General features: G+C 58.2%; 12 protein-coding genes, 1 pseudogene and 1 other annotated feature. Of the genes and pseudogenes, 5 read left to right on the forward strand and 8 right to left on the reverse strand.

Annotated features, from left to right (window positions below; all coding sequences use genetic code 11):
• Positions 1 to 111: 111 nt before the first annotated feature.
• The 3 genes from ACWJJK_RS18990 to ACWJJK_RS19000 form a co-directional block, all read right to left on the reverse strand.
• Positions 112 to 2,121, reverse strand: a complete 2,010-nt coding sequence (locus ACWJJK_RS18990) for a TonB-dependent receptor plug domain-containing protein (protein ID WP_454128380.1) — start codon at positions 2,119 to 2,121, stop codon at positions 112 to 114.
• Positions 2,122 to 2,939: 818 nt separating this feature from the next.
• Positions 2,940 to 5,483: a bifunctional YncE family protein/alkaline phosphatase family protein gene (locus ACWJJK_RS18995; protein WP_156879724.1), complete on the reverse strand. Its 2,544-nt coding sequence runs from the start codon at positions 5,481 to 5,483 to the stop codon at positions 2,940 to 2,942.
• A 233-nt stretch (positions 5,484 to 5,716) separates the two neighbouring features.
• The gene (locus tag ACWJJK_RS19000) at positions 5,717 to 8,671 is read right to left on the reverse strand and encodes a bifunctional YncE family protein/alkaline phosphatase family protein (protein WP_434111459.1); all 2,955 of its coding nucleotides are present in this window, start codon (positions 8,669 to 8,671) and stop codon (positions 5,717 to 5,719) included.
• A gap of 220 nt (positions 8,672 to 8,891) precedes the next feature.
• Between ACWJJK_RS19000 and ACWJJK_RS19005 the strand changes: the two are divergent.
• Positions 8,892 to 9,657: pseudogene (locus tag ACWJJK_RS19005) on the forward strand (IS3 family transposase).
• Positions 9,169 to 9,283, forward strand: a sequence feature (AL1L pseudoknot). (Overlaps the previous pseudogene by 115 nt.)
• A 184-nt stretch (positions 9,658 to 9,841) precedes the next feature.
• Here ACWJJK_RS19005 and ACWJJK_RS19010 read toward each other — a convergent pair.
• From ACWJJK_RS19010 to ACWJJK_RS19020, 3 genes are all read right to left on the reverse strand, one after another.
• The gene (locus ACWJJK_RS19010; protein ID WP_454128381.1) at positions 9,842 to 10,528 is read right to left on the reverse strand and encodes a site-specific integrase; all 687 of its coding nucleotides are present in this window, start codon (positions 10,526 to 10,528) and stop codon (positions 9,842 to 9,844) included.
• Positions 10,529 to 10,766: 238 nt separating this feature from the next.
• Positions 10,767 to 12,395, reverse strand: a complete 1,629-nt coding sequence (locus ACWJJK_RS19015) for an FAD-binding oxidoreductase (RefSeq protein ID WP_156879727.1) — start codon at positions 12,393 to 12,395, stop codon at positions 10,767 to 10,769.
• 8 nt (positions 12,396 to 12,403) lie between these two features.
• Positions 12,404 to 14,020, reverse strand: a complete 1,617-nt coding sequence (locus ACWJJK_RS19020) for a cytochrome P450 (protein ID WP_434111453.1) — start codon at positions 14,018 to 14,020, stop codon at positions 12,404 to 12,406.
• A 141-nt stretch (positions 14,021 to 14,161) separates the two neighbouring features.
• On the opposite strand from ACWJJK_RS19020, the gene ACWJJK_RS19025 reads away from it, so the two are divergent.
• From ACWJJK_RS19025 to ACWJJK_RS19040, 4 genes are all read left to right on the forward strand, one after another.
• Entirely contained in the window at positions 14,162 to 14,764 is a 603-nt protein-coding gene (locus tag ACWJJK_RS19025; RefSeq protein ID WP_156879729.1) for a nuclear transport factor 2 family protein, read from the forward strand.
• Positions 14,765 to 14,931: 167 nt separating this feature from the next.
• Entirely contained in the window at positions 14,932 to 16,959 is a 2,028-nt protein-coding gene (locus ACWJJK_RS19030) for a 2,3-oxidosqualene cyclase (RefSeq protein ID WP_454128382.1), read from the forward strand.
• Positions 16,960 to 17,177: 218 nt separating this feature from the next.
• Positions 17,178 to 18,530, forward strand: coding sequence for an FAD-dependent oxidoreductase (locus ACWJJK_RS19035; RefSeq protein ID WP_077731474.1), 1,353 nt, complete (start codon positions 17,178 to 17,180; stop codon positions 18,528 to 18,530).
• A 212-nt stretch (positions 18,531 to 18,742) separates the two neighbouring features.
• Complete coding sequence (locus ACWJJK_RS19040) at positions 18,743 to 19,636, forward strand: DUF72 domain-containing protein (RefSeq protein ID WP_077731473.1); 894 nt, start codon at positions 18,743 to 18,745, stop codon at positions 19,634 to 19,636.
• A gap of 62 nt (positions 19,637 to 19,698) precedes the next feature.
• Here ACWJJK_RS19040 and ACWJJK_RS19045 read toward each other — a convergent pair whose 3' ends face one another.
• Entirely contained in the window at positions 19,699 to 21,864 is a 2,166-nt protein-coding gene (locus ACWJJK_RS19045) for an amylo-alpha-1,6-glucosidase (protein WP_077731472.1), read from the reverse strand.
• Between the two features lie 27 nt (positions 21,865 to 21,891).
• The gene (locus tag ACWJJK_RS19050; RefSeq protein ID WP_077731471.1) at positions 21,892 to 23,013 is read right to left on the reverse strand and encodes a glycosyltransferase family 4 protein; all 1,122 of its coding nucleotides are present in this window, start codon (positions 23,011 to 23,013) and stop codon (positions 21,892 to 21,894) included.
• Positions 23,014 to 23,136 lie beyond the last annotated feature (123 nt).

Consider the following 23,136-nt stretch of genomic DNA (forward strand, 5'->3'; position numbering starts at 1 on the left):
GACACCGAATCCCGTACCGCGGTTTTGAGCGTCGCATGCACCAGGATCGGTTGAGCGGCCGATGGCGGAGCGAGCATCAATACCCACAACGCGATGATGAACAAACGCGGGCTAAAACCTAAATCGATACGTCGCTAAAAAGTTGAATCCCGGCGCGAAAATGCCCGACCCATGAGACTTGTATTTCTTATCGGTCAGGTCTTCCAGTTCCACCAACAACTCGTGTTGTGGATGCGGCGTATAACCCGCTTTGAGGTTGAATACAGTGTATCCGGGCGTTCCTCCGGCACCGATGCGCGGGTCTTCGATGTCTCCCTTAGCGAGTTGGTCCTGATTGTCGGCCCACCAGACCGAGCCCTCAATCCACAGGCGATCCATGGGGTAGTAGACCAGACGGGCCGCACCGTTGAGCGGGGGAATCCGTCGCAGCGGGGCCTTCGTTTGGGCGTCACGACCCTCGGTCCAGGTCAGGGTTGCGCCGACCAGCCATTGAGCATTCAAGGGATATTCGGCACTAGCCTCCACGCCCTGGATTTCGGCGTCATTGATGTTTTGGCGCTGCTGGATCGGCGCGCCGTCGGCCCGCCGGCCTACGGTAACCCGATCGATAAATCCTTCATAGTCACTATGGAAGTAAAATATCTCGGCACTTAGGACCTCATCGCGATATTTGAGGCCGATTTCTTTGGAGAAGGATTCTTCCGGTTTCAGCGAGGTATTGGGTATCTCGCTGAAGAAGTCCACCCGGCCGAAAAAGTCCTCCATGTTGGGTGCGCGAAAGCCGAACGCCAGCCCGCCCACCAGGTTGAGAGCGGGCGCGAGCCGGTAACCCAGGTTGATATTGCCGGCCACGGCATCCGTCTCGAAGCGGAGGCTTTGATCGGTCACCTCGCCGCGGGCTTCGTATCGGTTGTAGCGCACGCCGAATACGCCTTCAAGCGAATCCAGGAGGTGCGCCTCGTCCTGAAGATACAAAGCCCAGTGTTCGTAAGTCGCGCCATCCGGCGTGCCGGGCGTCAGTTTGCGTTCCGACTCCGTCACCCGGTTTCGCTCGACTTTCCGGGTCTGATAATCATCATGGTAGTAGTCGGCCCCGTAAGTCAGGCCATGGACGCCGAAAATCCGATTCTTCAGCTGCAGGGAGAGTCCGACGGTGTCGACATCCGTGAGTTCCAGCGTTTCGATGGCAGGGTTGCGCCTCGTGATCACTTGTTCCCCTTCGCGCTGGTTGTTGTAGGAGGCATTGATACGTACGCCGTCGAAGACCCCAAGCTGACGCGCCCGGTATTCCAGGTACCCGAAGCGGCGCTCCTGGGGCTCGTAATCGAATTTCAGCTTGTCGCCCAGGGTCACTTCGCTGGTCTTGGGGACGTTGAACTGGCGGGTATACTGGCCGGCGAAGATCAGCTCCTGATTTTCGTCCAGTCGGTAGTTCAGTTTCAGGTCCGCGTCGCTTTCGTCGTACCCGCTGGGAACTTGTCGGCCAAGATTTCCGCCTCCGTCGAGGTCGTCATACAGCTTGCCGGTTGCCCCGGCGATCAAGCCGAGCTGGTTCCAGTTGCCCTCCACCTCGCCACGGAACACGCCGGCGTCGGCGGCACTTTCGTAATGGGCGGAGAGCAGGCCGTTATAGCCGAGCGGTTTGGAAAAGTCGGAGCGTTTGCGCGTGATGATGTTGATGGCTCCACCCAGCGCGTCGGTGCCGTAGAGTACCGAGGACGGCCCCCGCACGGTCTCGATGCGTTCGATGATGTTCGGATCGATCGTATTGAGATACTGGTGCGGACCGAACCGATAGAACGAGTTGTTCAGCCGGACGCCGTCGACCAGGATCAGCACCTGTTTGCCGGTCAGGCCACGGATGAACGGCGAACCGCCGCCCTGGTTGGTCTTCTGGATGTATACCCCCGGCGTGAATCGGAACAGATCGGGGGTCGTGGATTCCAGTGAGTGGTCGATGAATTCCGGTGTGATGGCGGAGATCGCCTGCGGGACCAAAAAGGAATCCCGTTCGCTTTGAGTCGCGGTGACTACGATGGCAGGCATCGTCGGCGGTTGATCTGCGAGTGCGTAACCGCACACGAGGATGGCCAGCGCCAAACCAGAACGCACAAAGTTCATCGCATTTTTCTACTTGTTGGTTCCCGGAACAGTGATACCGTAAGGTATCTGTCTGTTCGTCTCGTCTTGGCTTCAGTACACGCACGTCCTGCCAATGCACTCACCGGAACGCAGACTGTCCGTCCTTCCAGCGGCGCGCACGACATCAGCCGCCTAGAGCGTTTTCCGAATCGGTGAAGGGATTCGGATATGTAGGTCGGCAATCCCTTGCCGACGTATCGGCTCGGCGAAGGGCTTTGTCGGCAAGGGATTGCCGACCTACGTTCTCCCCTCCTGGCACGAATCCGTACACCGGGATGGAAAACGCTCTAAGTACATTCCATACACTTTTGCGGAATCTCGACAAATTAGTTCGATTGGCGGATTTCTCCTGCAGTGGTGCGTATGCCGCAAGACTTCCCTGAATGTACTTAGAGGTGAACGGATCTCCCCAGCATCGATCCGGTCGAAAATGCCAACGCGGCGTTTGTCCAGCGCATCCATGCCGCTACTCGTGTGGGCAAAATGTCCTTAGATTCGGCACCTGTGGAACTTACCGGCTTAGCGTGTCAACGTGCTTACAACTCGGTTACAAATTCGTGTTAATTGCATTCTCAGGATGAGGGAACATGCGCGCAGAATGAAAAGGAGCGCCGCGGCTTCATTTCCGGGATAGGGATAGGAATCGGTTCCGACGAAGCAGGACAGGGATTCACAAGGCGGATACGGGAGGTCGATTGCGCCCGTTGCGGGCGTCAGAACAGGAACTTCGGTTGGGATCTGGTTCACGGGCAAGAATGCCGACCCTGCGCGAGGGTCGGCTTGTGTGGCTGACGTTGTTAGTCGGTCCGTGAGACCAGCAATACTTCCCGAATGCCGGGTTCGCGCGGCTGGCGGCTCAGAGGCCGAATAGGCTGGCTGCCCTTGATCGCCTTCCAAAGAATCTCGTTGTATTCGCGCATGTCTGCGGCGTCCACTTCGGCCAGATCGAGTTTCATCGAACGCTCCGCGAGCTGGCGCTTTTCCCCTTGCAGGGAAGCCAAGGCGGGGTTCATTTCAAAGAGATCCTGGGCCGGTACGACATGCTCGTAAGGCGTGAAATCGGGCTTGGTCGTGAAACTGCGATCCATGGTGTTGGCAGCCGCGTCGAACTGGCTCATGGGCTTGAGACCCAGCAATACCTCGGCGGTATGGATCATGGATACGGTGCTGTAGTGAGTGCTGTCGACGGCTTGGCGCTTGACGTAGGGGCTGATGAGCAAGGCCGGCGTGCGGTGGGTATCGACATGGTCGAAACCGTCCTGGGTATCGTCCTCGATGACCATGATCAACGTGTTGGGCCAGAATCGGGAATGGGAGATGGCGTCGACGATGCGTCCCAGGGCCAGATCGTTGTCCGCCATCATGGCCTGGGGCGTGGGATAACCCGGGCTGGTGCCGGCGAGATGATCGTTGGGCAGGCTGATGATGGACAGGTTGGGGAAGCCGCCGTTCTTCTTATGGGTCTCGAACTCCTCGAGCCACACCTCGGCCCGCTTGATGTCCATATGCTTCAGGTCGTAGGTGCGGTACATCGGCGAAAAGTGGTCCACCAGGGCGGGCATGCGGGTGGTGGCGGGCTCGTAACTGCCGTCGGGGTATGTCTTGCCGTTGATCACGTACTCGCCGTAGGAGCGGTAGCTGATGCCGGCCGCCCGGGCGGCGTCCCACAGGTAGCCGCCGGGCACATTGGTGATGGCGATCAGTGCCCGGTTGATCAGGGTGCCGCGGCCGGAGTAGTCGCTCGGCCAGACCTTCATCGTATAGTCCGTAGCGTTTCCGCCCATGGAGCGTTCGTGGCCGTCCTTGCTGATCTCCGCATCGCAGTAGGTGTTGTCCAGAAGCACGAATTCGCGGGCCAGACGGCGATGGTTGGGGGCACTCCGATCATCGAACATGAGCAGGCTGGGGTCTCCATTGCCCTTCGGAAGATCGCCGAAGATCTGGTCATAGGCGCGGTTTTCCTTGAGGATATAAACCACGTGTTGGATGGGTAGCTGCTTGAGGATACCGGAGTGGGCATGGGCTTCCCCGAGTTCGCCGCCCGCCGTTACGGCCTTGCCGCGGGCCACCATGTTGTTCTCGTTGACCTGGCGGGTGTAGCGTTCCAGCGTGCCCCGGTCAGGGACGTCGATCACCGATAGCGAGCCGATCATCTGGTCGCCGATATAGGTCTGAGGATAGGCGTTCTGGCCCAAGCCCACGTCCTTGGAGTTGGCGACGTAGAGCTTGTCGCCGGCCGGGCTGATGCTGAGCGCCGTCGGGTACCAGCCGGTGGGGATGCGGCCCCTTACCCGATAGCGTTTTTCCGGATCCTTTTTCTGATCTTCCAGATCGACCACCACCACGGCGTTCTCGCCGGCATTCAACACGTAGAGGGTCTCGCCGCCGGGGGAAACGGCCAGGGCATTGGGTGTGCTGCCCGACGGGGCGTTCTTGTAGGGCTGCACGTCGATGTCGAACAGCCAGGCATCCGTGGCGGTGTCGATCACGGAAACGTTGTCGCTGTTGGCGTTGGCCACGTACAGCCGGTCGCCGGAGGGGCTGAAGACCATGGCGTTAGGGTGCTGGCCCACCGCGATGCGTTTGGTCACGGCAGCGGAATCCGGGTTATTCACATCCACAACGGCGACGTTGCCTTCCTTCCAGTTGGACACATAGAGCTTCTTGCCGTCGGCCCCGAGCAGTACACCGTAGGGAAACATGCTGGCGTTGTAGGGGTCGGCGCTTTTACCCATCGGGATGCGGTGGGTGACAGTGCCGGCGATGGGGTCTAAAACCGCCACGTCCCCGCCTTGGTGGTTGGCCGCGAACAGCCGGCTCTCGTCGGCCGACAGGGCAATGCCGGTGATGAAGCCGCCCTTGCGGCGGGAATCCACCTGGATTTGCCCGGTTTCGGCGATGCCGCTCTCCGTCACCTCATAGACGCGCACCAGGTTGGTATGGCCGCCCGAGGCATAGATACGCCTGCCGTCCTTGCTGTAGGCCAGTCCGATGAACAGGCCTTCCGGCGCGTCGTAGGGAAGGTTATCGCGAATGGCGAGATTTGCCCGGTCGATGCGCATGAGGGAGTGCTGGCCGTAACCGTTGTTGCTGATCAGCAGGTCGTTGCCGTCCGGACTGAGGATCATGCCCAGGGGCACGTGGCCGACCCGGATCTTCTCCCCGGCGGGGGTAACCTGCCAGTTATTGGGGGTGATGCCCGTCAGACCGTCGGGGCTGGGGCCGGCGGGGCGGGTCAACAGGTCGGGGGACGCCGCGCGAGCGGTATTGCCGAAACCGAGAAGGCCGACGGACAGGATGCCGCTCACTAGGCCGGCGATGATCTTTATTCTGGGTTGCATGTGAATTTCCAATAACGTTGTGGTGGGTACGGGGGAAGTTATTAATCACGCGGCTTGTCGCCGCGCCGGGGCATCCCTGCCCCGGATTAACCCGGCCTATATTTATAGGCCGGGTTAATATCTCCCCCCGACGAACATTGACTCTTGGGCGCGGGTCACCGTCCGGAGAAAAACCGGAACGATGACAGGGGCCTGCCCCTGTCATCGCTGCGTACCGGATGCGCGGCCAACGGCTAATGATTTGAAGCGACTGGAAGGGCCTCACAGTGCCGGGTCGCTGCCGCGAAATGCTCCTTTAGCAGCGCCGCGCGATTTTCGCGCAAATCCGCGCCGTCGCGGTCTGCCGGGTAAGGCGCGTTTTCGCCTTTCAAACCCTTCCACAGCGCGCGGTTGAAGGCGTCGACGTCGAGACGGTCCTCCACCGAGAAGTCCTGCTGACTCATGGCGGCCATCCAATAGGTCGCATCCCGTTTGGGCATGCCCGAGCAGTTGGGCGCCGAGGCGATCAGGGCGGCATCGCGTGGCGGCAATTCGAGCTGGGTGCTGTAAAGAATTTCCGGGACCACGGCCTGGTAGCTCCAGGATTCCTGTTTTTTGTCGAAAAGATCCGCCATCGGCGCGGTCAGACCGTCGTTGATGCCCAGCGGCGGAAGGCCCAGAACTTCTTCGATCGTTCGGATCATGCTGACCGTCGTGTAGCGGGTGGATACCAGCGCACCCTGCTTGACGTAAGGACCCACGACATAGGCGATGCTGCGGTGCGCATCCACGTGGTCGCCACCGTTCTGCGCATCGTCCTCGATGACGAAAACCAGCGTATCGTCCTTGAAGCGGCTCTTCGCGACTTTCTCCACCAGCCGGCCCACCGCGTAATCGTTGTCCGCCATCTGGGTTTCCACCGTATTCACGCCGAACCGGGCGGTAGCGAAATTGCCGAAGTGGTCGTGGGGCAACCGGACTAAAGAGAGATTGGGAAGCTGGCCACTCTCGACGTAATGGTCGAACTCCCGCTCCCATTCCTTAAACAGGTAAAAGTCCGAGTTGTTCTGATCGTAACCTCTGAAATATTCGTCGGTGTACGGTTTCAATGCCTGCTTCAGAGCCACCGCCTGTTTGACGCCTTGCCCGAAGGGTTTGTCGACCACCGGGGCGCCGGGGAGGTTGGTCACGTAGAACCCGTAGTTCCGTATCGTCAAGCCGGCGCGCAGGGCGGCATCCCACAAATAACCGGTGCCCGCTTCGCCATCCCGTGAGTCCGGGGCCGCCACGTCGGCGCTGCCGGCGAGCATATCGGGATCGGTCAATCCGGATGCCTGTCGTTCCTCCGGCGTGAACGACACCGGGAAGTTGCGGTTGGCCCCTTCCCAGTCGTAGCTCAGGCCGCGCCCGGCGTAGTTGGGCGGCTGGGTCTTCTCGGTGAAGTCCGTAGTCCGCGCCGCCGTGGTCCAGTTCCAGCCGACGCCCGAGGTTTCGCCGCTGTCGTAGAAATTGTCGAGCGTCACGAACTGGCGGGCCAGCCGGTTGTGGTTGGGACTGTAGGGAGACAGGATTGCAAGGTCAGGGTCGCCGTTGCCTTTTTCCAGATCGCCATGGATCTGGTCATAGGTGCGGTTCTCCTTGACCACATAAATGACGTGTTTGATCCGGCTGCGCAGGAAGGCCATGGTGTCTTCCCATCTGGCGTGCTCGTGAACGGTGGGGAAGTCGTTGTTGTACGCGACCTGCCAGGTGAGCCGTGCCAGATCCTTGCCCTCCGGAACGGGCAGCGTTAGAAAGCCCGCTTTCTCCAGTTGCCAGACGTACTGGTTGGCGGCGTTGCAGGCGCCAAGAGAACCCGGCGCGGTGGAGAGCGTGTTGCGGCAGGCCTGGGTGTTTGGTCCGGCGACCCCTTTGCCGTTCACCACGTAGAGCGTGCTGCCGTCCGGTTTCACGCCGACCGCATTCGGATACCATCCGGTGGGGATGAGACCGATTAGCCGGCTCTTCTTATCCCCAGCATCGTCGCTGTCCTCCGCCTTAGTTGTTTTCTCTGCTCCGCCGCCTTCGAGCTGGATAACGGCCACCGAGTTGGTGCCGCCGTTCGTGACGAACAAGGTTTTTTCATCCGGCGAAAGCGCAACGTTGTTGGGATTTGCGCCCTTGAATCTTTTCGCTTTGGGGAAAACCTGCTCGGGTGCGGTGGTCAGGATCTCCTCGATGATCCGATCTTCGACGGTATCGATGATCAGCACCGTATCGCTGTTGTCGCTGGCGACGTAGAGCCGGTCCTGGGCTTTGTTCAAAGTCATCTTGCTGGGCTGCCCCTGGGTCTTGATGCGTCCGCGCACGGCCATCGTGCTGTCGTCCACGTCGAGAACGACCAGTTCGCGATCGCGCTGGGACGAAACATAGGCCTTCTCATTTCCCTTGAAAGACACCGCCAGGGGATAAGTTCCGCCCGGGGTGCCGGCTCGGGAAGGATCAGTCTTGCCGTGGCGAAGATCCAGCTCGCCGATTTTGGTGCGCGTGCTCAGGTCGACCAGACTCACGGAATCGTTTTCGTAATTGGCCACCAGCAACCGGTCGCCCTTGGCGTTGACGGATAAGCCCGCAGCCATCGGCCGAATATTCAGACCAGCACCCTGGTTGGCGTGTCCCAGCGGAATTTCCGCGGCCTCGGACCACTGCCCCGCATTCCGCGTGTACACGCGAACCGTATCGTCCACACCACCGGACACATAAAACTCGTGTCCGCCGGGATTCCAGGCCAAACCGTTGAAGGTGTTCGGCACCAGGATCGCCTGTTTCTGAACCGGTGCGAGCCCGGTTATGTCGAAGACGAACACATATTCCATGGATTCTTTTGCCACTCGGGATCCGGTGGAGCTGTTATTGCGGTTATAGCCGCTGGTCAGGATCAGCAGAGTGCTGCCGTCGGGGCTGACGGTCGTATCGACGGCGTGATCGGCCAGGAAATCGGGACGTGTGGGTAGGCCGGGATTGAGCGGCTGAAAGAGGGCATGAGGGGCGGCATCCGGTGTGATGCGCTTGCCGGTCGGCAGGAACTCTCCCTCGGTAAGGACAATACCGGCACGAGTGGAAGTACTCGCGTCGTCATTGCGGCCCCATGCAAGGGTCGATGTCCCGAGTGACAGTATCAATTCAATAGAAATAATCGCGGCAGTTCTTCTTTGCCATAGGCCATTCATATCTAGTCTCCGTCGGGTTGATCACAAGAAACGTGTGGCGCACGGTGAAGGTCGCGCTGGATCATAGGCGTACCACGTTTCAATCTGCTTACCGATGCGTGACAAAATGGAGGCCGTTCTGTGACATAACAGCATGGGCAACGAGAGAACGGCCGGAAATTGCGGGCCACTGAACCGCCCCGGGATTTCCGGAGACTCCGTTTCTCGAGAGGATGGAGTCATGAAAAAGTCATCGAAATTTTCACCAGAGACCTAAGAGCGGGCGGTCCGCCTAGTCCTTGAACATCAAGGGGAGTATGAATCGCAGTGGGCGGCCATCTGCTCGATCGCGGGCAAGAGGAGCGGCGCCGCGGAAACGTTGCGCAAGTGGGTGCGTCGGACGGAACGCGACTCCGGGCAAGAGGGCGCGTGTGCGGTTCGGAGCACGATCGGCTCAAGGCATTGGAGCGGGAAAACCGCGAGCTTAAACGGGCCAACGAGATTCTGCGTAAGGCGGCGGCTTTTTTCGCTTAAGGAGCTCGACCGCCGACTGAAATGAGGGTGGCGTTCATCGACAAACACCGGGTCGCCTATGGGGTCGAGCCGATCCGCGCCCTGTTGCCGATCGCCCCATCGACCTACCACGAGCACAAGACGCGACAGGTGGACCCAGCCCGGTTGCCGCCACGGGCGCAGCGTGACATCAAGCTCTCGAGGGAAATCCGCCGGGTATACGAGGAGAACTTCCAGGTCTACGGCGCCCGTAAAGTCTGGCGACAACCCGAGCGCGAAGGCATTCGGGTGGCCCGCTGCACGGTCGAGCGCCTGATGCGCGCCCCGGGCTATACAAAACCGAGGGCCTCCATCGCCGGGGGCCTTGGCGACACCTCGATGCGGTCGAGTACGCTACCCTGGAATGGGTGGATTGGTTCAATCACCGTCGGTTGCTGGAGCCGATCGGCCATGGGCCTCCGGCGGAGTTGGAACAGGCGTATTATCGCCAATAGGCCGAGTCGGTCATCGCGGCCTGACTCAACATTAACTGTCTCCGGGAAAACCGGGGCGGTTCATTCCGGAACGGCGCACCAGAATGAAACCCGTCAGTCCCGAGGATGTACAAGCAGCCCGCGATGAGTTGCGGGACACGTCGGAGCCGGTACAGTCTTATTCGACCACTCAGTGAGCGGCACTTCATCGAGTGGTTAACTCTTCAAGCTGGCGGCACCAAACTTCAAGGGCAGCCCGCTTTTCTGCAACGTAGTCGTATCGATCATAGTGCTTCGCCGAAATATCGTTCAATGCACGATTCTGAATTCGGTCCCGCACCGGTTTATCGATCCCCAATTCGCCCATCCGCGTCTTTACGGTACGTCGCAGATCCTTCGGGGTCCAGGGCAGCATCTTGGTTTCCTCACAAAAGTCCTGCACGGCGTGCGGTAAAGTGGACTCGTTCCAAGGCTTCACAGATAACGGATTGTGGCGACCGGGAAACAACCATTTGCTTTCAGGGTAGATGCTGCGCAAGTCATTCAGAATATCTAGGGCGAGTCGGGTGGGCGGAATGAGATGATCACGTTTATTTTTCACACGAGCAGCAGGAAGCAACCATAGACGGGCATCAAGGTCGAATTCCGACCAGGCAGCTTGGGTTACCTCGCCTGGCCGTTGTCCACCAGTGGCCAACAATAGACGAATCGCCAAGCGATAAGGCAAATGGAAGCCGTCCGTGTTCCAAATCGTCCGGATCTCTTCCCAGGATAGAGCGTCGTACAGGGTAAGTGCCCAAGCGAAGAAAACGTCTGCGCCCGTGAAGTGTGTATTGATAAAAGAACGTTTTGACGCCGGCGGCGGTAACTTGGACACCGAAACTGGGATCACTGCCTCCCTCGTAGCGCCGATAATTAACACCTGTGACTGCCAGGCCCTTGATATTTTTATCCGAAAACGCAGCCATTTGACCTCATCCGTAGCGCATGGCGTTAGTCGCCTTGTAATTCTCCTGAAGCGATCGACGTTTACACATCGGGACTCATCCAGTTCTCTGCACGACCGAATGCAACAGGCGTTCTCTGGTAAAGAGCCTGGTCTTCAAGTAAACGGCGTTTTGAAAGCCGAATTACCGTGGATGCCGTGGCCTCACCTTATTCATACGCCTCAGCTCGACCGGCGAGGTCCGGCCTTTTGACGATACCTTGTCGTAAATCTCATCGAAGGCCAGCTTGCAATACGGCAGCTGCTCCCGCAGTCTGTCGTAGTCTTTGTGATCGAACATGGTTCTAAAATTCTCTCGGCTCAGGGTCGTTCTGGCGTACAGCGCCTGATAACCCCGATGGTCCAGGACAAACTTTTCGAGCGAGGGCAAGGCGGAGGCGTTGTCGAAACTGTCCTTTTTCGGTGTGCCATACGCGCCGATGTCGACATAAAGCTCACCCAGAATGTCACCCTCGCCTCGGAAGGAATGTATGAACCCGAGCTTCCGCTCGTTCTCGTAGACCGCCATGGGCGAAAGCCACAATGGATAGAGTTCGAAATGATCGTCGAAGTACTGAATGGATTTGGCCAAGTATCGGATCGGCATCAACATATCCTGAACGACGTGATGTTTTTCCCGAAGCCTTCGGGTCGTTTCCGTTTCCGTATACTTCAATAGCTCGATCCGCGGCGGCAGCGCCCATCCCAATAGCCATCTGAAAAGCGGATGATTGCCGAAGGGAATGATTTCTTCCATCGCCCAAAAGTAGCTTCGAGTATGTCGATGAACATAATCCCTGAGCGGTACGTACTCGAACCCTTCTTTTCGTTCCGTGAGGTAGGTTTGTGCGTGCTTGTAGAACCATGGCTTATACCATCGTCCGATGGCGTTCAACGGTCCGTCGGCCCCCTTCTCGTCGGTCATCATGCCGCACAGGATGACCGCCGTATCGCGACTGTAGACCAACCCTTCCACGAAGTCGTTTTTCTCCGTATCCCTGCTCTCCGCTTCGAAAACATCGACCATATCGTCGAGTGAGTAAACTGGACGATAGTGAAGCCGGACGTATTTTTTGGCAGGGATTATTCTGAGTTGAACGGCGACCAGAAAACCCAGCGTGCCGTGGCTCCAAGGGATCAGGTAGTAAAGGTCCGGGTTCTCCGACGCACTGCACCGGAGCAGCTTGCCTTCGGCCGTCACAATGTCGAAGGATTCGCAGATGTGCTGAATCAACCCGTATTTGTGGCTGCTGCTTTCCACCCCGAAGCCCATGATCAAACCGCCCACCGTCAAGTCGTCCAATTCCGGGACGACGGGCAAGGTCCATCCGCGAGGCACGAGGCTTCGCGAAATCTGACCCATCGTGGCCAGCGGCTCCACCCTGAGAAGCATGCGTTCTTCGTCGATCTCGAGAATGTCGTACAGGCTGACGTCGATCTTTCGATGGAAAAGTTTGTACTTGGGCACCAACTCGCTCATGGATTTCCAGCCTGAGCGCGCGGTGCACAGCTTTTCCCGGCAACCGTCCCGCTTCCATGCCTCGATCTGCCCGATCACCTTCTTTACCTTTTGATCATGCTTCGCGGGAGCGCTCTTGAGGCGGAAGGCGATGCGGTCGCGAACCGAGACATACGCGCCATACAACGCCGAAACCGGCAAAAGGACGACGGTCGCGAACAGCCCCCGATAATGGGTGAGAATGTGTTCGACAACACGGGATGTAGGGTCGCCTGTCGCTTTCACCGGAACTTCGCTGGGTACGAGCTTGGTCATGCCTCGAATCAGGATTCCGAGTCGTTCAGTATTCTTATCGCCTGATTCGGGCAGTATTTTTCCGCAGCCCTCGCTTTCTCGATCAGCGCCACCGATGGCCGCTCCTCGAGCACCTCAAGACGGCCTTTTTCGTCGACCAGGAAGATTTCTGGCGCTTCCGCCACGCAATGGGCATGACCCTTACATAGATCGCGGTCGACAACGATCCTAAAACGCCCGGTGAGCGTGCTGCTTCGAACGCTTGCAGTCTCTTTTCGGGCTCTGTTCAGAGCCGAAACCTGCCGTCTCCGATAACGAACGAGACAAGGGGAGGCAGGCTCGACCACCATTTTTCGGTAATCGTCCCGGTAACTTTCAGGTGAGTTCACCAGTTCGAACTCATAACGCCTCAGCAGCACGCAGAAGATGGCTTTGATTTGAAACAGGGCAAAGGCGTTGCCCGAGCATTTGTGACGCCCGCCGCCGAAAGCCTGCCAGCCGAACAGGTCCCTGTCCTCGGCTCGTTCCGGCGAGTACCGGTCCGGATCGAACCGGTCGGGTTGGGGGAATAATTCCGGAATTCTGTGCGTAACGGAGGGCGCCGCGCAGACGAACTTGCCGGCCTTGATGACGTAGTCCTTGACATAAAAATCCTGCATCACCTTGCGCATGAGAATGATCAGCGGTGGATGCAGGCGCAGAACTTCCTTAATCACGTTTTCGAGTTTGGGAAGCTGCCTCAGCGACTCGAAATCGACCGCGCCGTCCATACCGAATCGTTCCTCGATTTCAGCAATGACGGCCTTCATGTGCTCGGGGTGGCGGAGCAACTCGATCAACACCCAGGCGGCGGTTCCGGAACTGGTGTGATGGCCCGCGAAAACGGCGGCGATCAGCATGCCGGTAATCTCGTGTGCGGTCAGTTTGCTCCCGTCTTCGTAGCTCGCGTCGATCAGCATCTGGAAGACATTGGTTCGGTTCTCCGACTGCTGCGCGCGCTTTTCCATGATCTGAGACACCAATTCTTGAAGCCGCGCCCGAGCCTTGTCGCGGCGGCGGAAGACCGGCAGCGGCAGATCGGGAAAGACGTAGGCGATGGGTTGAATACCCTGCTCCAGGTCGCGATAGATTTCGACGAACTCTCGGTTCAGCTCGTATCTAAATTCGGCTCCTAGCAAGCAATGGCTGGACGTGTAAATCGTCAGTTCCTTGGTGAACTCGAGCAGATCGATTTCGCCGGAATCGCCCCAGCGATCGAGCAGAGTCGCAACCTCGCCGACGATGATATCGGAATAGGTCCGCATGGGCTTGTCCCGGAGTGCCGGCATCAGCATTAGTAGCTGCTGGTTTTTTCTTGCGATGGGCGCGTCGAAAACCACGCCCTTGCCGAAAATCGGAGTCATGATCTTGTAGGCGGGCCCCTGGTCAAGCACCTCGTCGGGAGCGCGATAGAAAGCCTCGCTGGCTTCCGTGCCGGTCAGCAGCACCATACTTTGGTGGAAGAGCTTGAATTCGGCCACGTCTCCCAGTTGCCGGCGCAGCCGCATCATGAAAGCATGCGGATTCTTGCCGAAACTGAAAATATGCCCCGCGAGCGGGAACGCGCCCGAGAGTTTCGGGGGCTCTTTGAGTTGCCCTTTGGCCATTGCCGAGTCCTAGTCGATGGCGTTATCGTCCGCCGGTTGAAAAGATTAGTATCATGCTTCGCGATCAAGGTGTTCATGAAATCATTTTTTTCATATACATCAAACCTTATTCGTGCAAGGACTACCCCGAAAGGAGCCGAAATGCCTGCCTATCCTCGTGAAGAGCTGGAAGAAATGGTCGAACGCTGGCTTGCCGCCAATCGTCAAGCCGAGCGGGAGGGCAACTGGATCAAGCACCTCGGCGTGATGTACACCGAGGATGCGGAATACGGCTGGAACATGGGACCAAACCGAGAATTCATCGCCAGAGGCAGAAAGCAGATCGAGGACTGGGCGCTCGGGGCGCACATGGAGGGATTCGAGAAATGGCGCTACCCCTACGAGAAAATCCTGATCGATGAAAAACAGGGCGAGGTGATCGGCATCTGGCGCCAAGTCGCGCCGGTGAAAAGGGAAGACGGCAGCGATTACGAAGTCGCCGGCATCGGCGGTTCCTGGTTCCGCTACGGCGGAGGATATCAGTGGTGCTGGCAGCGCGACTTTTTCGATCTCGGCAATGTCAAGGCGATGTTCATGGAACTGGCGGCCGACGGCAAACTGGATCTTTCCGTAAAGCAGAGGCTGAGCAAACTGGCGAAAGGTCAGCCGCTCCCCGGGGTCGCTCCCATTCATACAAGCCGAGGCATCGGCAAAAAATTGAAAGGCATTGTCGCCATGGCGCGCACGGTACTATTCGGGGTTTAGTGGAACCGTATCGAGTGACTTCGTCCGAAGCAACTAGACGCAGGAGCGATATTCCCGCACAATCAACGCGATGTAACGTATTTTTCCATGCGCCATCGATAAGCGCCCGAAGGAGACAACGTGGTCCTCGTGCTTTGCCGGTCAATGATTTGTCTTGGACAACGTTCGTGAAGCTTCAATGGAATGAAACCGCCGGCGGGCACACCGGGATGGAAACGCCCGTTCCGCCTCTCAGATGCGCGTGGGAAGCCAGCCGCCGCGCACAGCGGCGTTTGCTGGATCTGCAGCGGCCCTGCGGCGACTGGGAAGGGGAAATGGTCTGGTGCACCATGATTCTCGCCCAGGCCGTCATCGTGCGTACCATAGCGGCCCGCCCCTACAGCGACGTGGAAAAGGCACGCATCGTCATTCATTTCGAAGGTAACCAGATGAATGACGGCTCCTGGGGCATGCACCCCGAATCGCCTGGCTACGTCTTCTTTACCACTCTGGCTTATGTTGCCCTGAGGCTGCTCGGCGTTCCCGCCGATTCGCCGACGCTCGTCAAGGCGCGCCGCTGGCTGCATACCCAGCCCGATGGCGTAAAGGGTATTCCCACTTGGGGCAAGTTCTGGCTGGCCATGTTGGATCTCTATGCCTACGAGGGACTCAATGCCGTCCCGCCGGAACTTTTCTTGATGCCGGAATGGTTGCCGATACACCCGCGACATTATTACTGCCACACCCGTCAGATTTACCTCGGGATGGCCTTTCTTTGCGGCATGCGATTTCGCGCGAACCTGCCGGACACGCTACGCAGCGAATTGCGCCGGGAGCTCTACCCGGAGCCTTACGAAACCATAGATTTCGCCGCTCTGCGAGACACCCTGGCCGCGAGCGATGTCTATGTCCCCATCAGCCCGGTATTGCGCCTGATTTACAAGCTGCTAGCCGCTTACCAGCGTCGCCATAGCCGGGCGCTGCGGCGGAAAGGCCTCGACCTGTGCTTCGACCGGATACTTTACGAGCAGCGGGTTACGCGCTATCAGGGGATATCTCCCGTCAGCGGACTCCTCAACTGTCTGGCCATCTTCGCTCGCGATCCGAACCATCCGGATCTTTTGCCCAGCCTCGAAGGCGTCGAGGACTGGCGCTGGGAGGACGAGGCGGAAGGCATCCGTTATGCGGGAGCTCGCTCCAACACCTGGGATACCGCATTCGCCGTCCAGGCTCTGGTCGAGGGGCCGTCGGCTGTCGAAGGGACGGCAAAAGCGCTCGAGCGGGCTCACGATTTTCTCTGGGGTGCCCAGATGACCGAGGAGCTTCCGGATTACGACGGCGCCTGGCGGGACCCGGCACTCGGCGGCTGGTGCTTTTCCGACGGGCAACACCGTTGGCCGGTGAGCGACTGCGCAGCGGAAGCCTTGAGCGCCCTGCTCGCGCTCTACGCACATCCCGAGTACACGGTGGCGTCGCCGCTCGAGCCCGAGCGCCTCCGCCAGGGGGTGATCTTCATTCTGTCGCGGCAGAATGCGGACGGCGGTTTCGGAACCTACGAACGCCGGCGCGGCGGCAAGCTGCTCGAAATGGTCAATCCGTCCGAAATGTTCGGCCAGTGCATGACCGAACTCTCCTATATCGAGTGCACGGGATCGGCGCTGGCCGCCCTCGCGCATTACCGGAAGCATCATCCCGATTTGCCCGGCGGAGAGATCGAGCGAGCGATACGCAAGGCCGTAGCCTTCCTGCGCCGGCGTCAGCTTGCCGACGGATCCTATCCGGGATTCTGGGGCATCAATCACACCTATGCCATATATCACGCGACCAAGGGGCTGCGGGCGGCCGGCGTGTCCGCCTCGGACCCGGCACTTCAGTCGGCCGCCCTCTGGCTGGTCCGGAAGCAGCGGCCCGATGGCGGCTGGGGCGAGCACTATTCGAGCTGTCTCCAAGGCCGCTACGTCGAGCACGAGCAAAGTCAGGTGGTCATGACGAGTTGGGCCTTGCTCGCACTGCTCGACATCCTGCCGTACGATAATGAATCGATCAAACGTGGATTCGAATGGCTGATGAGCCGGCAACTGGAGGACGGCGGTTGGCCGCGGCAGGCGGTTAACGGCGTTTTCTTCGGCTCGGCGATGTTGGATTATCGCCTCTATCACACCTACTTCCCGACTTGGGCGATGGCCCGTTATGCGCGCCTGACGAGCCCGCCATAGCCGGAGTCTTCAAGGCATTTTTTCGACTTGGCGTCGGAAGATGTAATCTTCCGGCTCAGCTCCGAAATTCGGACCGAAAGTCCGATAAAAGGCCCTCGCAAATATCAGCGGGACCTTGAAATCGCACTGCAAGGGATTGTCGTCGGTGGATTCTGTGAAGTTCAACATTCGAGGCGCAGCCCGCCCGGGCTGCTCTCACCAATTATCGGAAAAGCATTATGCAAGGACGAGTCATTTATCAGGAACATATCGATGTGCTGATCGCCGGAGGCGGCGTAGGCGGCGCAGCGGCCGCTGCGGCACTCTCGCAATTGGGATTGCGCATCTTGATCATCGAACCCGGCCCGGCCCAAGGCAGGCGCCTCGCCGGAGAGCTCATCCATCCGCCCGGCATCGATGGCCTGTGTCGTCTCGGCTTGCTGAGCGACCGATCGATGCCCGGTTCGCCGGTAAAAGGCTTCGCGATCTTCCCTGCCGATAAAGACGACCCCGCAAGCTCGGTGACCTTACGCTACGGCGAAAAGCCGGGAACTCGCCATTTGGGACGGGCGATCGAGCACCGGATCCTGAAGGATCATCTGCTGGAAACCGTACAGCGGTTTCCCGGCGTTACGGCCTGGATAGGCGCACGGGTCACACGGATAGAGGAAAATCCCGACGGGTCGTTCACGGCGATGGTACGAAGTAACGACGGCGAGGAAATACGAATTCGCCCTCAGTTATTCCTCGGCGCCGATGGACCGATGTCCAGAGTGCGCAAATTGATCGGAATTTCTCACGAGACTCGGCGCTATTCCGGCATGATGGGCATCGAAGTGGAAGACACCCATCTGCCCAATAACGGCTACGGCAATATCTTTCTGAATTCCGCCGGCGTCGCCTATGCCTATGCGATCGGGGGAGGACGGGCAAGGGTCATGTTCGAGGTGCTGAAAGGCGCCGATTCGAAGGAATCGATCAAGACGCACCTCGGTCTCTTCCCTCCCTTGTTCAGGCTCGATATCGAACGCGTCCTGGCCACGAGCAAACCTTTGGCGGCAGCCAATTTCTGCATCGTCCCGAATGCCAGCGTACGAGGTAATGCCGCACTGGTCGGGGACGCGAGAGGCTGCTGCCATCCGCTGACCGCTTCGGGGATTACTGCGGCGGTAAAGGATGCGCTGATCTTGCGGGATGCGCTTAGCGAGTCGAATCTCGATATCGCAACGGCCCTGCGACGTTATTCTCGCCGCTGCGGCCGTCTTGAATTGACCCGGCGCACCCTGGCGGAAGAACTGCGCGAAGCGTTTCTGGCCCAGACGCCCGAGGCGTTACTGCTCAGAGAATGCATCTTTTCCTACTGGCGCACCAGCGATAAGGCATGCGTTCGGTCCATGGCGCTACTTTCCACGGTGGACACTAGTATTTTTTCTCTGGCCACCCAGTATGGGACGGTTGCGCTGCAGGCCTTCCGCCTGTTGCCGCGTTGGTTTTTCGAAAAAACCGTCGTCGATTGGCACAGGGGAGTGCTCAGGCTGGTACACAAGAGCCTTGCCTTTCAATATGCCGCGATCCGCCAATGGTTATATTGATAGTCAGGATCATGGCATCCGGAATAATGGCAGCGCGGCATTGAGCAAAATCGCGCCGCCTCGGCGCCGAAGGGATGACTTTCCACCGGAATACTTGTCGAAATATCGAGATACCTGCTTCAGCCGACATTACCGCATTTCGGTAAAAGCGGATATTTGCTGTCGTATGCCGTAACTGGCGCGACTCATGCCATTCAAAGTCGAGGGAAGCGATGATTCTGGTAGGCACCGCCTCTTGGGCCGACAAAAATCTGATCGACTCCGGCTTGTTCTATCCGGCCCACATCAAGACGCCTGCGGATCGGCTGGGTTATTACGCCAGTCAGTTTCCTCTGGTCGAGGTCGACAGCAGCTATTATGCCCTGCCCTCGGAGCGGAATGCGGCCCTATGGGTCGAACGGACTCCGCCGGGCTTTGTATTCGATGTCAAAAGCTTTCGGCTGTTCACGCAACATCAAACGCCGCCGAAAGTGCTTCCAGTGGATATTCGTGCAGCCCTGGGGCCGGTCGAAAAAAAGAACATTTATTATGGCGACCTGCCAGAGGAACTCCGCGGCGAACTCTGGTCACGGTTTCGCTCAGCCCTTAAACCTTTAAAACATGCAGGCAAGCTTGGCGTCGTACTGTTTCAGTTTCCGCCGTGGTTCGTCTATCGGCAAAGCAATCTCGAGCATATCGCCGCTTGCGCCCGAGTAATGGAAGGATTTCGCATTGCCGTGGAATTCCGTCATCGATCCTGGTTTGACGATAGGCATCGCGAGGACGTGCTCGAATTCGAACGGAGCCGGGGATTGACGCACGTCGTCGTGGATGAGCCGCAGGGATTTGCCAGCAGCATTCCTTCGGTTTGGGAAACCACCTCCCCGGAAATAGCGGTGGTCCGCATGCACGGCCGAAACCGCGAGACCTGGAGTCAGAAAGGGCTCGAGTCGTCCGCCGATCGCTTCAACTATCTCTATTCGGCCGACGAATTGCAGGAATTGGCGGGGTCCATCGAGAAGCTCGCCGCAAAGGCGCGAGAAACACACGTCATTTTCAATAACAATTTCGGAAACTTCGCACAACATAATGCCGGAGAGCTGAAGCAGCTTCTGGCTAGGCCCTAAATTCGGTGTATTAGCCGCCCACTGTTGTGGTTAAACTTCCGTCGGGATGCGAGGCATCCGCATCAGACCACGACGGTCACTTCGATATCGCCTTCCTTGCGTTCTACATTGATGCCCACATCGTGGGCATGGCGAGTCAAGGCTAAGTCAATGACGCCATCGTCAAAACGCAAGTTGCTGATCCTGAGCCAGTTGAGATAATTCGGGAGTCGCGGATGATAAAACCTGATCTGCGGTTTTTCGGGTGAAAAGCTCAAGCCGAGACAGCCTTGCAAGAGCTGAAATACCGCTCCGCTGGCCCAGGCCTGCGGAGAACAGGCTACCGGATAGAGAGTTGGGCCTTGCCCCGGAAGCCTGGAGAACCCACAGAAAAGCTCAGGCAAGCGATGCAAATCGAGAAACACGGCGGCCTCGAACAAACCGGTCAAAATCTTCAAGGATTTGTCTTTGAAACCGTAACGCGCCAGGCCCATGGCCGCGATGGCGGTATCGTGGGGCCAAACCGAACCGTTGTGATACGCCATCGGATTGTAGCGGCTCTGCCCCTCTGCGACCGTGCGAATTCCCCATCCATTGAAAGATTCCACCGCCAACAGCGTCTCGGCGGTGCGACGAGCATAATCGGGAGCCGCAATCCCGCTGAATAAGGCATGGCCTGCGTTAGAGGTTCGCACCGCACAACAGCGTTTGTCGCCGTCCAGTGCGAGCGCAAATGTATCGAGTTCGTCGAGCCAAAATGCTTCATTAAAGCGTTTTTTCAGCGCTGCAGCCTCCTGCCGCAGCCGCTGCGCCCATTTTCCCCGGCCGAGCAATTCGGCCAGTTCGGCCGCCAGCAGTTTAGCTTCATAGACGTATCCCTGCACCTCGCAAAGCGCGACCGGTGCCGGCGCCAGGTTTCCGTCGGCGTGAAATACCGAGTCGTTGGAGTCCTTCCAGCCCTGCTGTATCAACCCGTTTGCGCTATGTCGGGCGTATTCCACAAAGCCGTCGCCGTCCCAATCGCCATGATGATCGATCCAGTCCAGGGCTCTTTCGATGTGAGGCCAAATCGTTTCCATGAAAGCCCGGTCGCCGGTACGCCGATAATAGTGGCCGGCAAGAACGATAAAGAGCGGCGTGGCGTCCACCGTACCGTAGTAACGCTTAAACGGAATTTCTCCTAAAGCGGCCATTTCTCCGGATCTCGCTTCATGAAGAATCTTGCCGGGTTCGGCATCGCGTTCGGGTTCCAAGGATTCAGCCTGGGTCGCGGCAAGATAGGTGATTACGCCCTTCGCGAGTTGCGGCCGAACCCACAGCGTCTGCAACGCGGTGATGATGCCGTCGCGACCGAAAGGCGTGCTGAACCACGGGACTCCGGCGTAAGGATAAGGTCCATGAGACGTTTCCGTGACCAGCATATCGAGATCGGCGGCAGACCGACCGAGCCAATCGTTGAACTGTTCATTCGAAGTCACGATGTGGGCGACGCTCGACCGGGAGGCTGCAGTGTCCGCCCCTATCCTATCGATCGCTTGGTAATAATCACCTTGCGATACGCTCGCATCGTCGCAAGCGCAGCTTACCGAGACGTGCAGATGAATCTCGTCGCGTATTCCCAACCGAAGCGCTGTGCTACAACTCGAGGCATTGAGCTGATCGGGTCGCCAATGGAATTGGATGTGAGTTCGGCGCATTTCGCCGTCCAATCCGCGATAACCGAGTATCGCGGCATCGTCCTTAATGTCCGGCGTCAGCATTGTTCCTCGGGCCGGTCGATGGACACCGCGCACTTCGAATATATCGCGATAATCGGCAGCGAACCGAAACTCGACGTTCAAATTTACCGTTCGATCGCCGTAGTTGACCAAACGCAAATGCTCATGCCTAGCCTGGCTTAACAACACCACCGATCGGAACACGTGCACGCTGCCTCTCGGGATGACTAGGACTTCGCTCTCATAGAGATCGGGCATGGTCATGTCGACCGCCAGCAAACTGTTGTCTTTCTTGATGGTGGAATTGAGCAAGAAGGGGCGTTGTCCGTTGATTCGCAGCTCCAGGTGAGAAAGATAGCGTGTCCCGCCTTGGTAAAGTCCCTGCTCGCTCGAACTCACCTGATAAATATCGCCGTGACGATCGAAGATACCGAACATATCTTCCGCTTTTAAGACTCGAGAGGGTTCATCGCCCCGTGGTGCGGTGGCAGCGACATACCACTGGTTTTCGGTGGAAGCCGGATCGTCCATGGATCACCCGTTCGAGGAATCGAAAAACTAGATCGTTTGCTTGCCCAGCATAGAAAGGCGACCGAGGTCCTTCTCGATGACGTCCATACCGAGAACCTTTAGCGCTGGAGAGACTTTCTGCTTACACTTTTCACCGAGCTGTCGGTAGATCTGAATATAGTCGCTCGCCATGCGGCGGGCGGAAAAGCGATTTTCGAACGCCTGTCGACACATTGCCCGATTGATCTCGCCTACCCGTTCGACTGCCGATACCGCTTGGTGAAGATTCTCGACAACGAAACCTGTCGTTCCGTGCCGCATAACTTCCGGCACCGAACCGTTCCTGAAGGCGATCACAGGCGTACCGCAAGCCATCGCCTCGATCATCACGAGCCCGAAAGGTTCCGGCCAATCGATGGGAAAAAGCAAGGCGTAAGCATTGCCGAGCAGCTCATTCTTTTCTCGCTCGTTGACTTCGCCGATGAACTCCACCAAAGGATGATTGAGAAGGGTCTTGATCTCCTGGTCGAAATATTCGCGGTCGGCCTTATCGACTTTCGCTGCAATCTTGAGCGGCATGCCGGCACGAATTGCAATTTCGATCGCTCGGTCGACGCGCTTTTCCGGGGAAATACGCCCCAAGAATGCCAGATAGGTGCCCGGCTCGGCACGGAACGTATAAAGCTCCTCCGGCAATCCGTGATAAACCGTAGCTACCCAATTCCCCCAACCGACCGGCGTGCGTTGGTAATCCGAAATGGAGATCAACGGCATGTCCCGAAAGGCTTCGAGGAGGGCATCTAACTCTCTGATGTCCAAGCGTCCGTGTAAGGTGGTAACGTGCGGGGTCGAGCATTCGCGAAATACCGGAAAATGAAGGCAACCGGTATGAAAGTGAATGACATCGAATTCACTGGCCGCTCTGCGCACCCGATCCAACATCAAGAGATGGGGTAGTAACGGATCTAGTACATCTTGGTCGAGACGCAGTGCCTTGGAAACAATCGGCTCGAGCTTGGCGCTCGTCTCCGAATCAGCACTGGCGAAGAGCGTAACATCATGTCCGGCGCCTACTAGCTCTTCGGTAAGATAATGCACGATGCGCTCGGTGCCGCCATAAAGTTTTGGCGGTATGCTCTCATACAAAGGCGCTACCTGCGCGATTTTCATACTCCTCCTTATACGCTGTTCACGTCCGGGCTGGCAGCAAGAGCGCCACCAGAGTTCGTCGTTTGCGCTATTAATTTTTGATCGAAACCGGGACTCAAGAGTTCACCATAGTGGCTCATCATC

It is taken from the genome of Methylocaldum gracile, assembly GCF_053646815.1.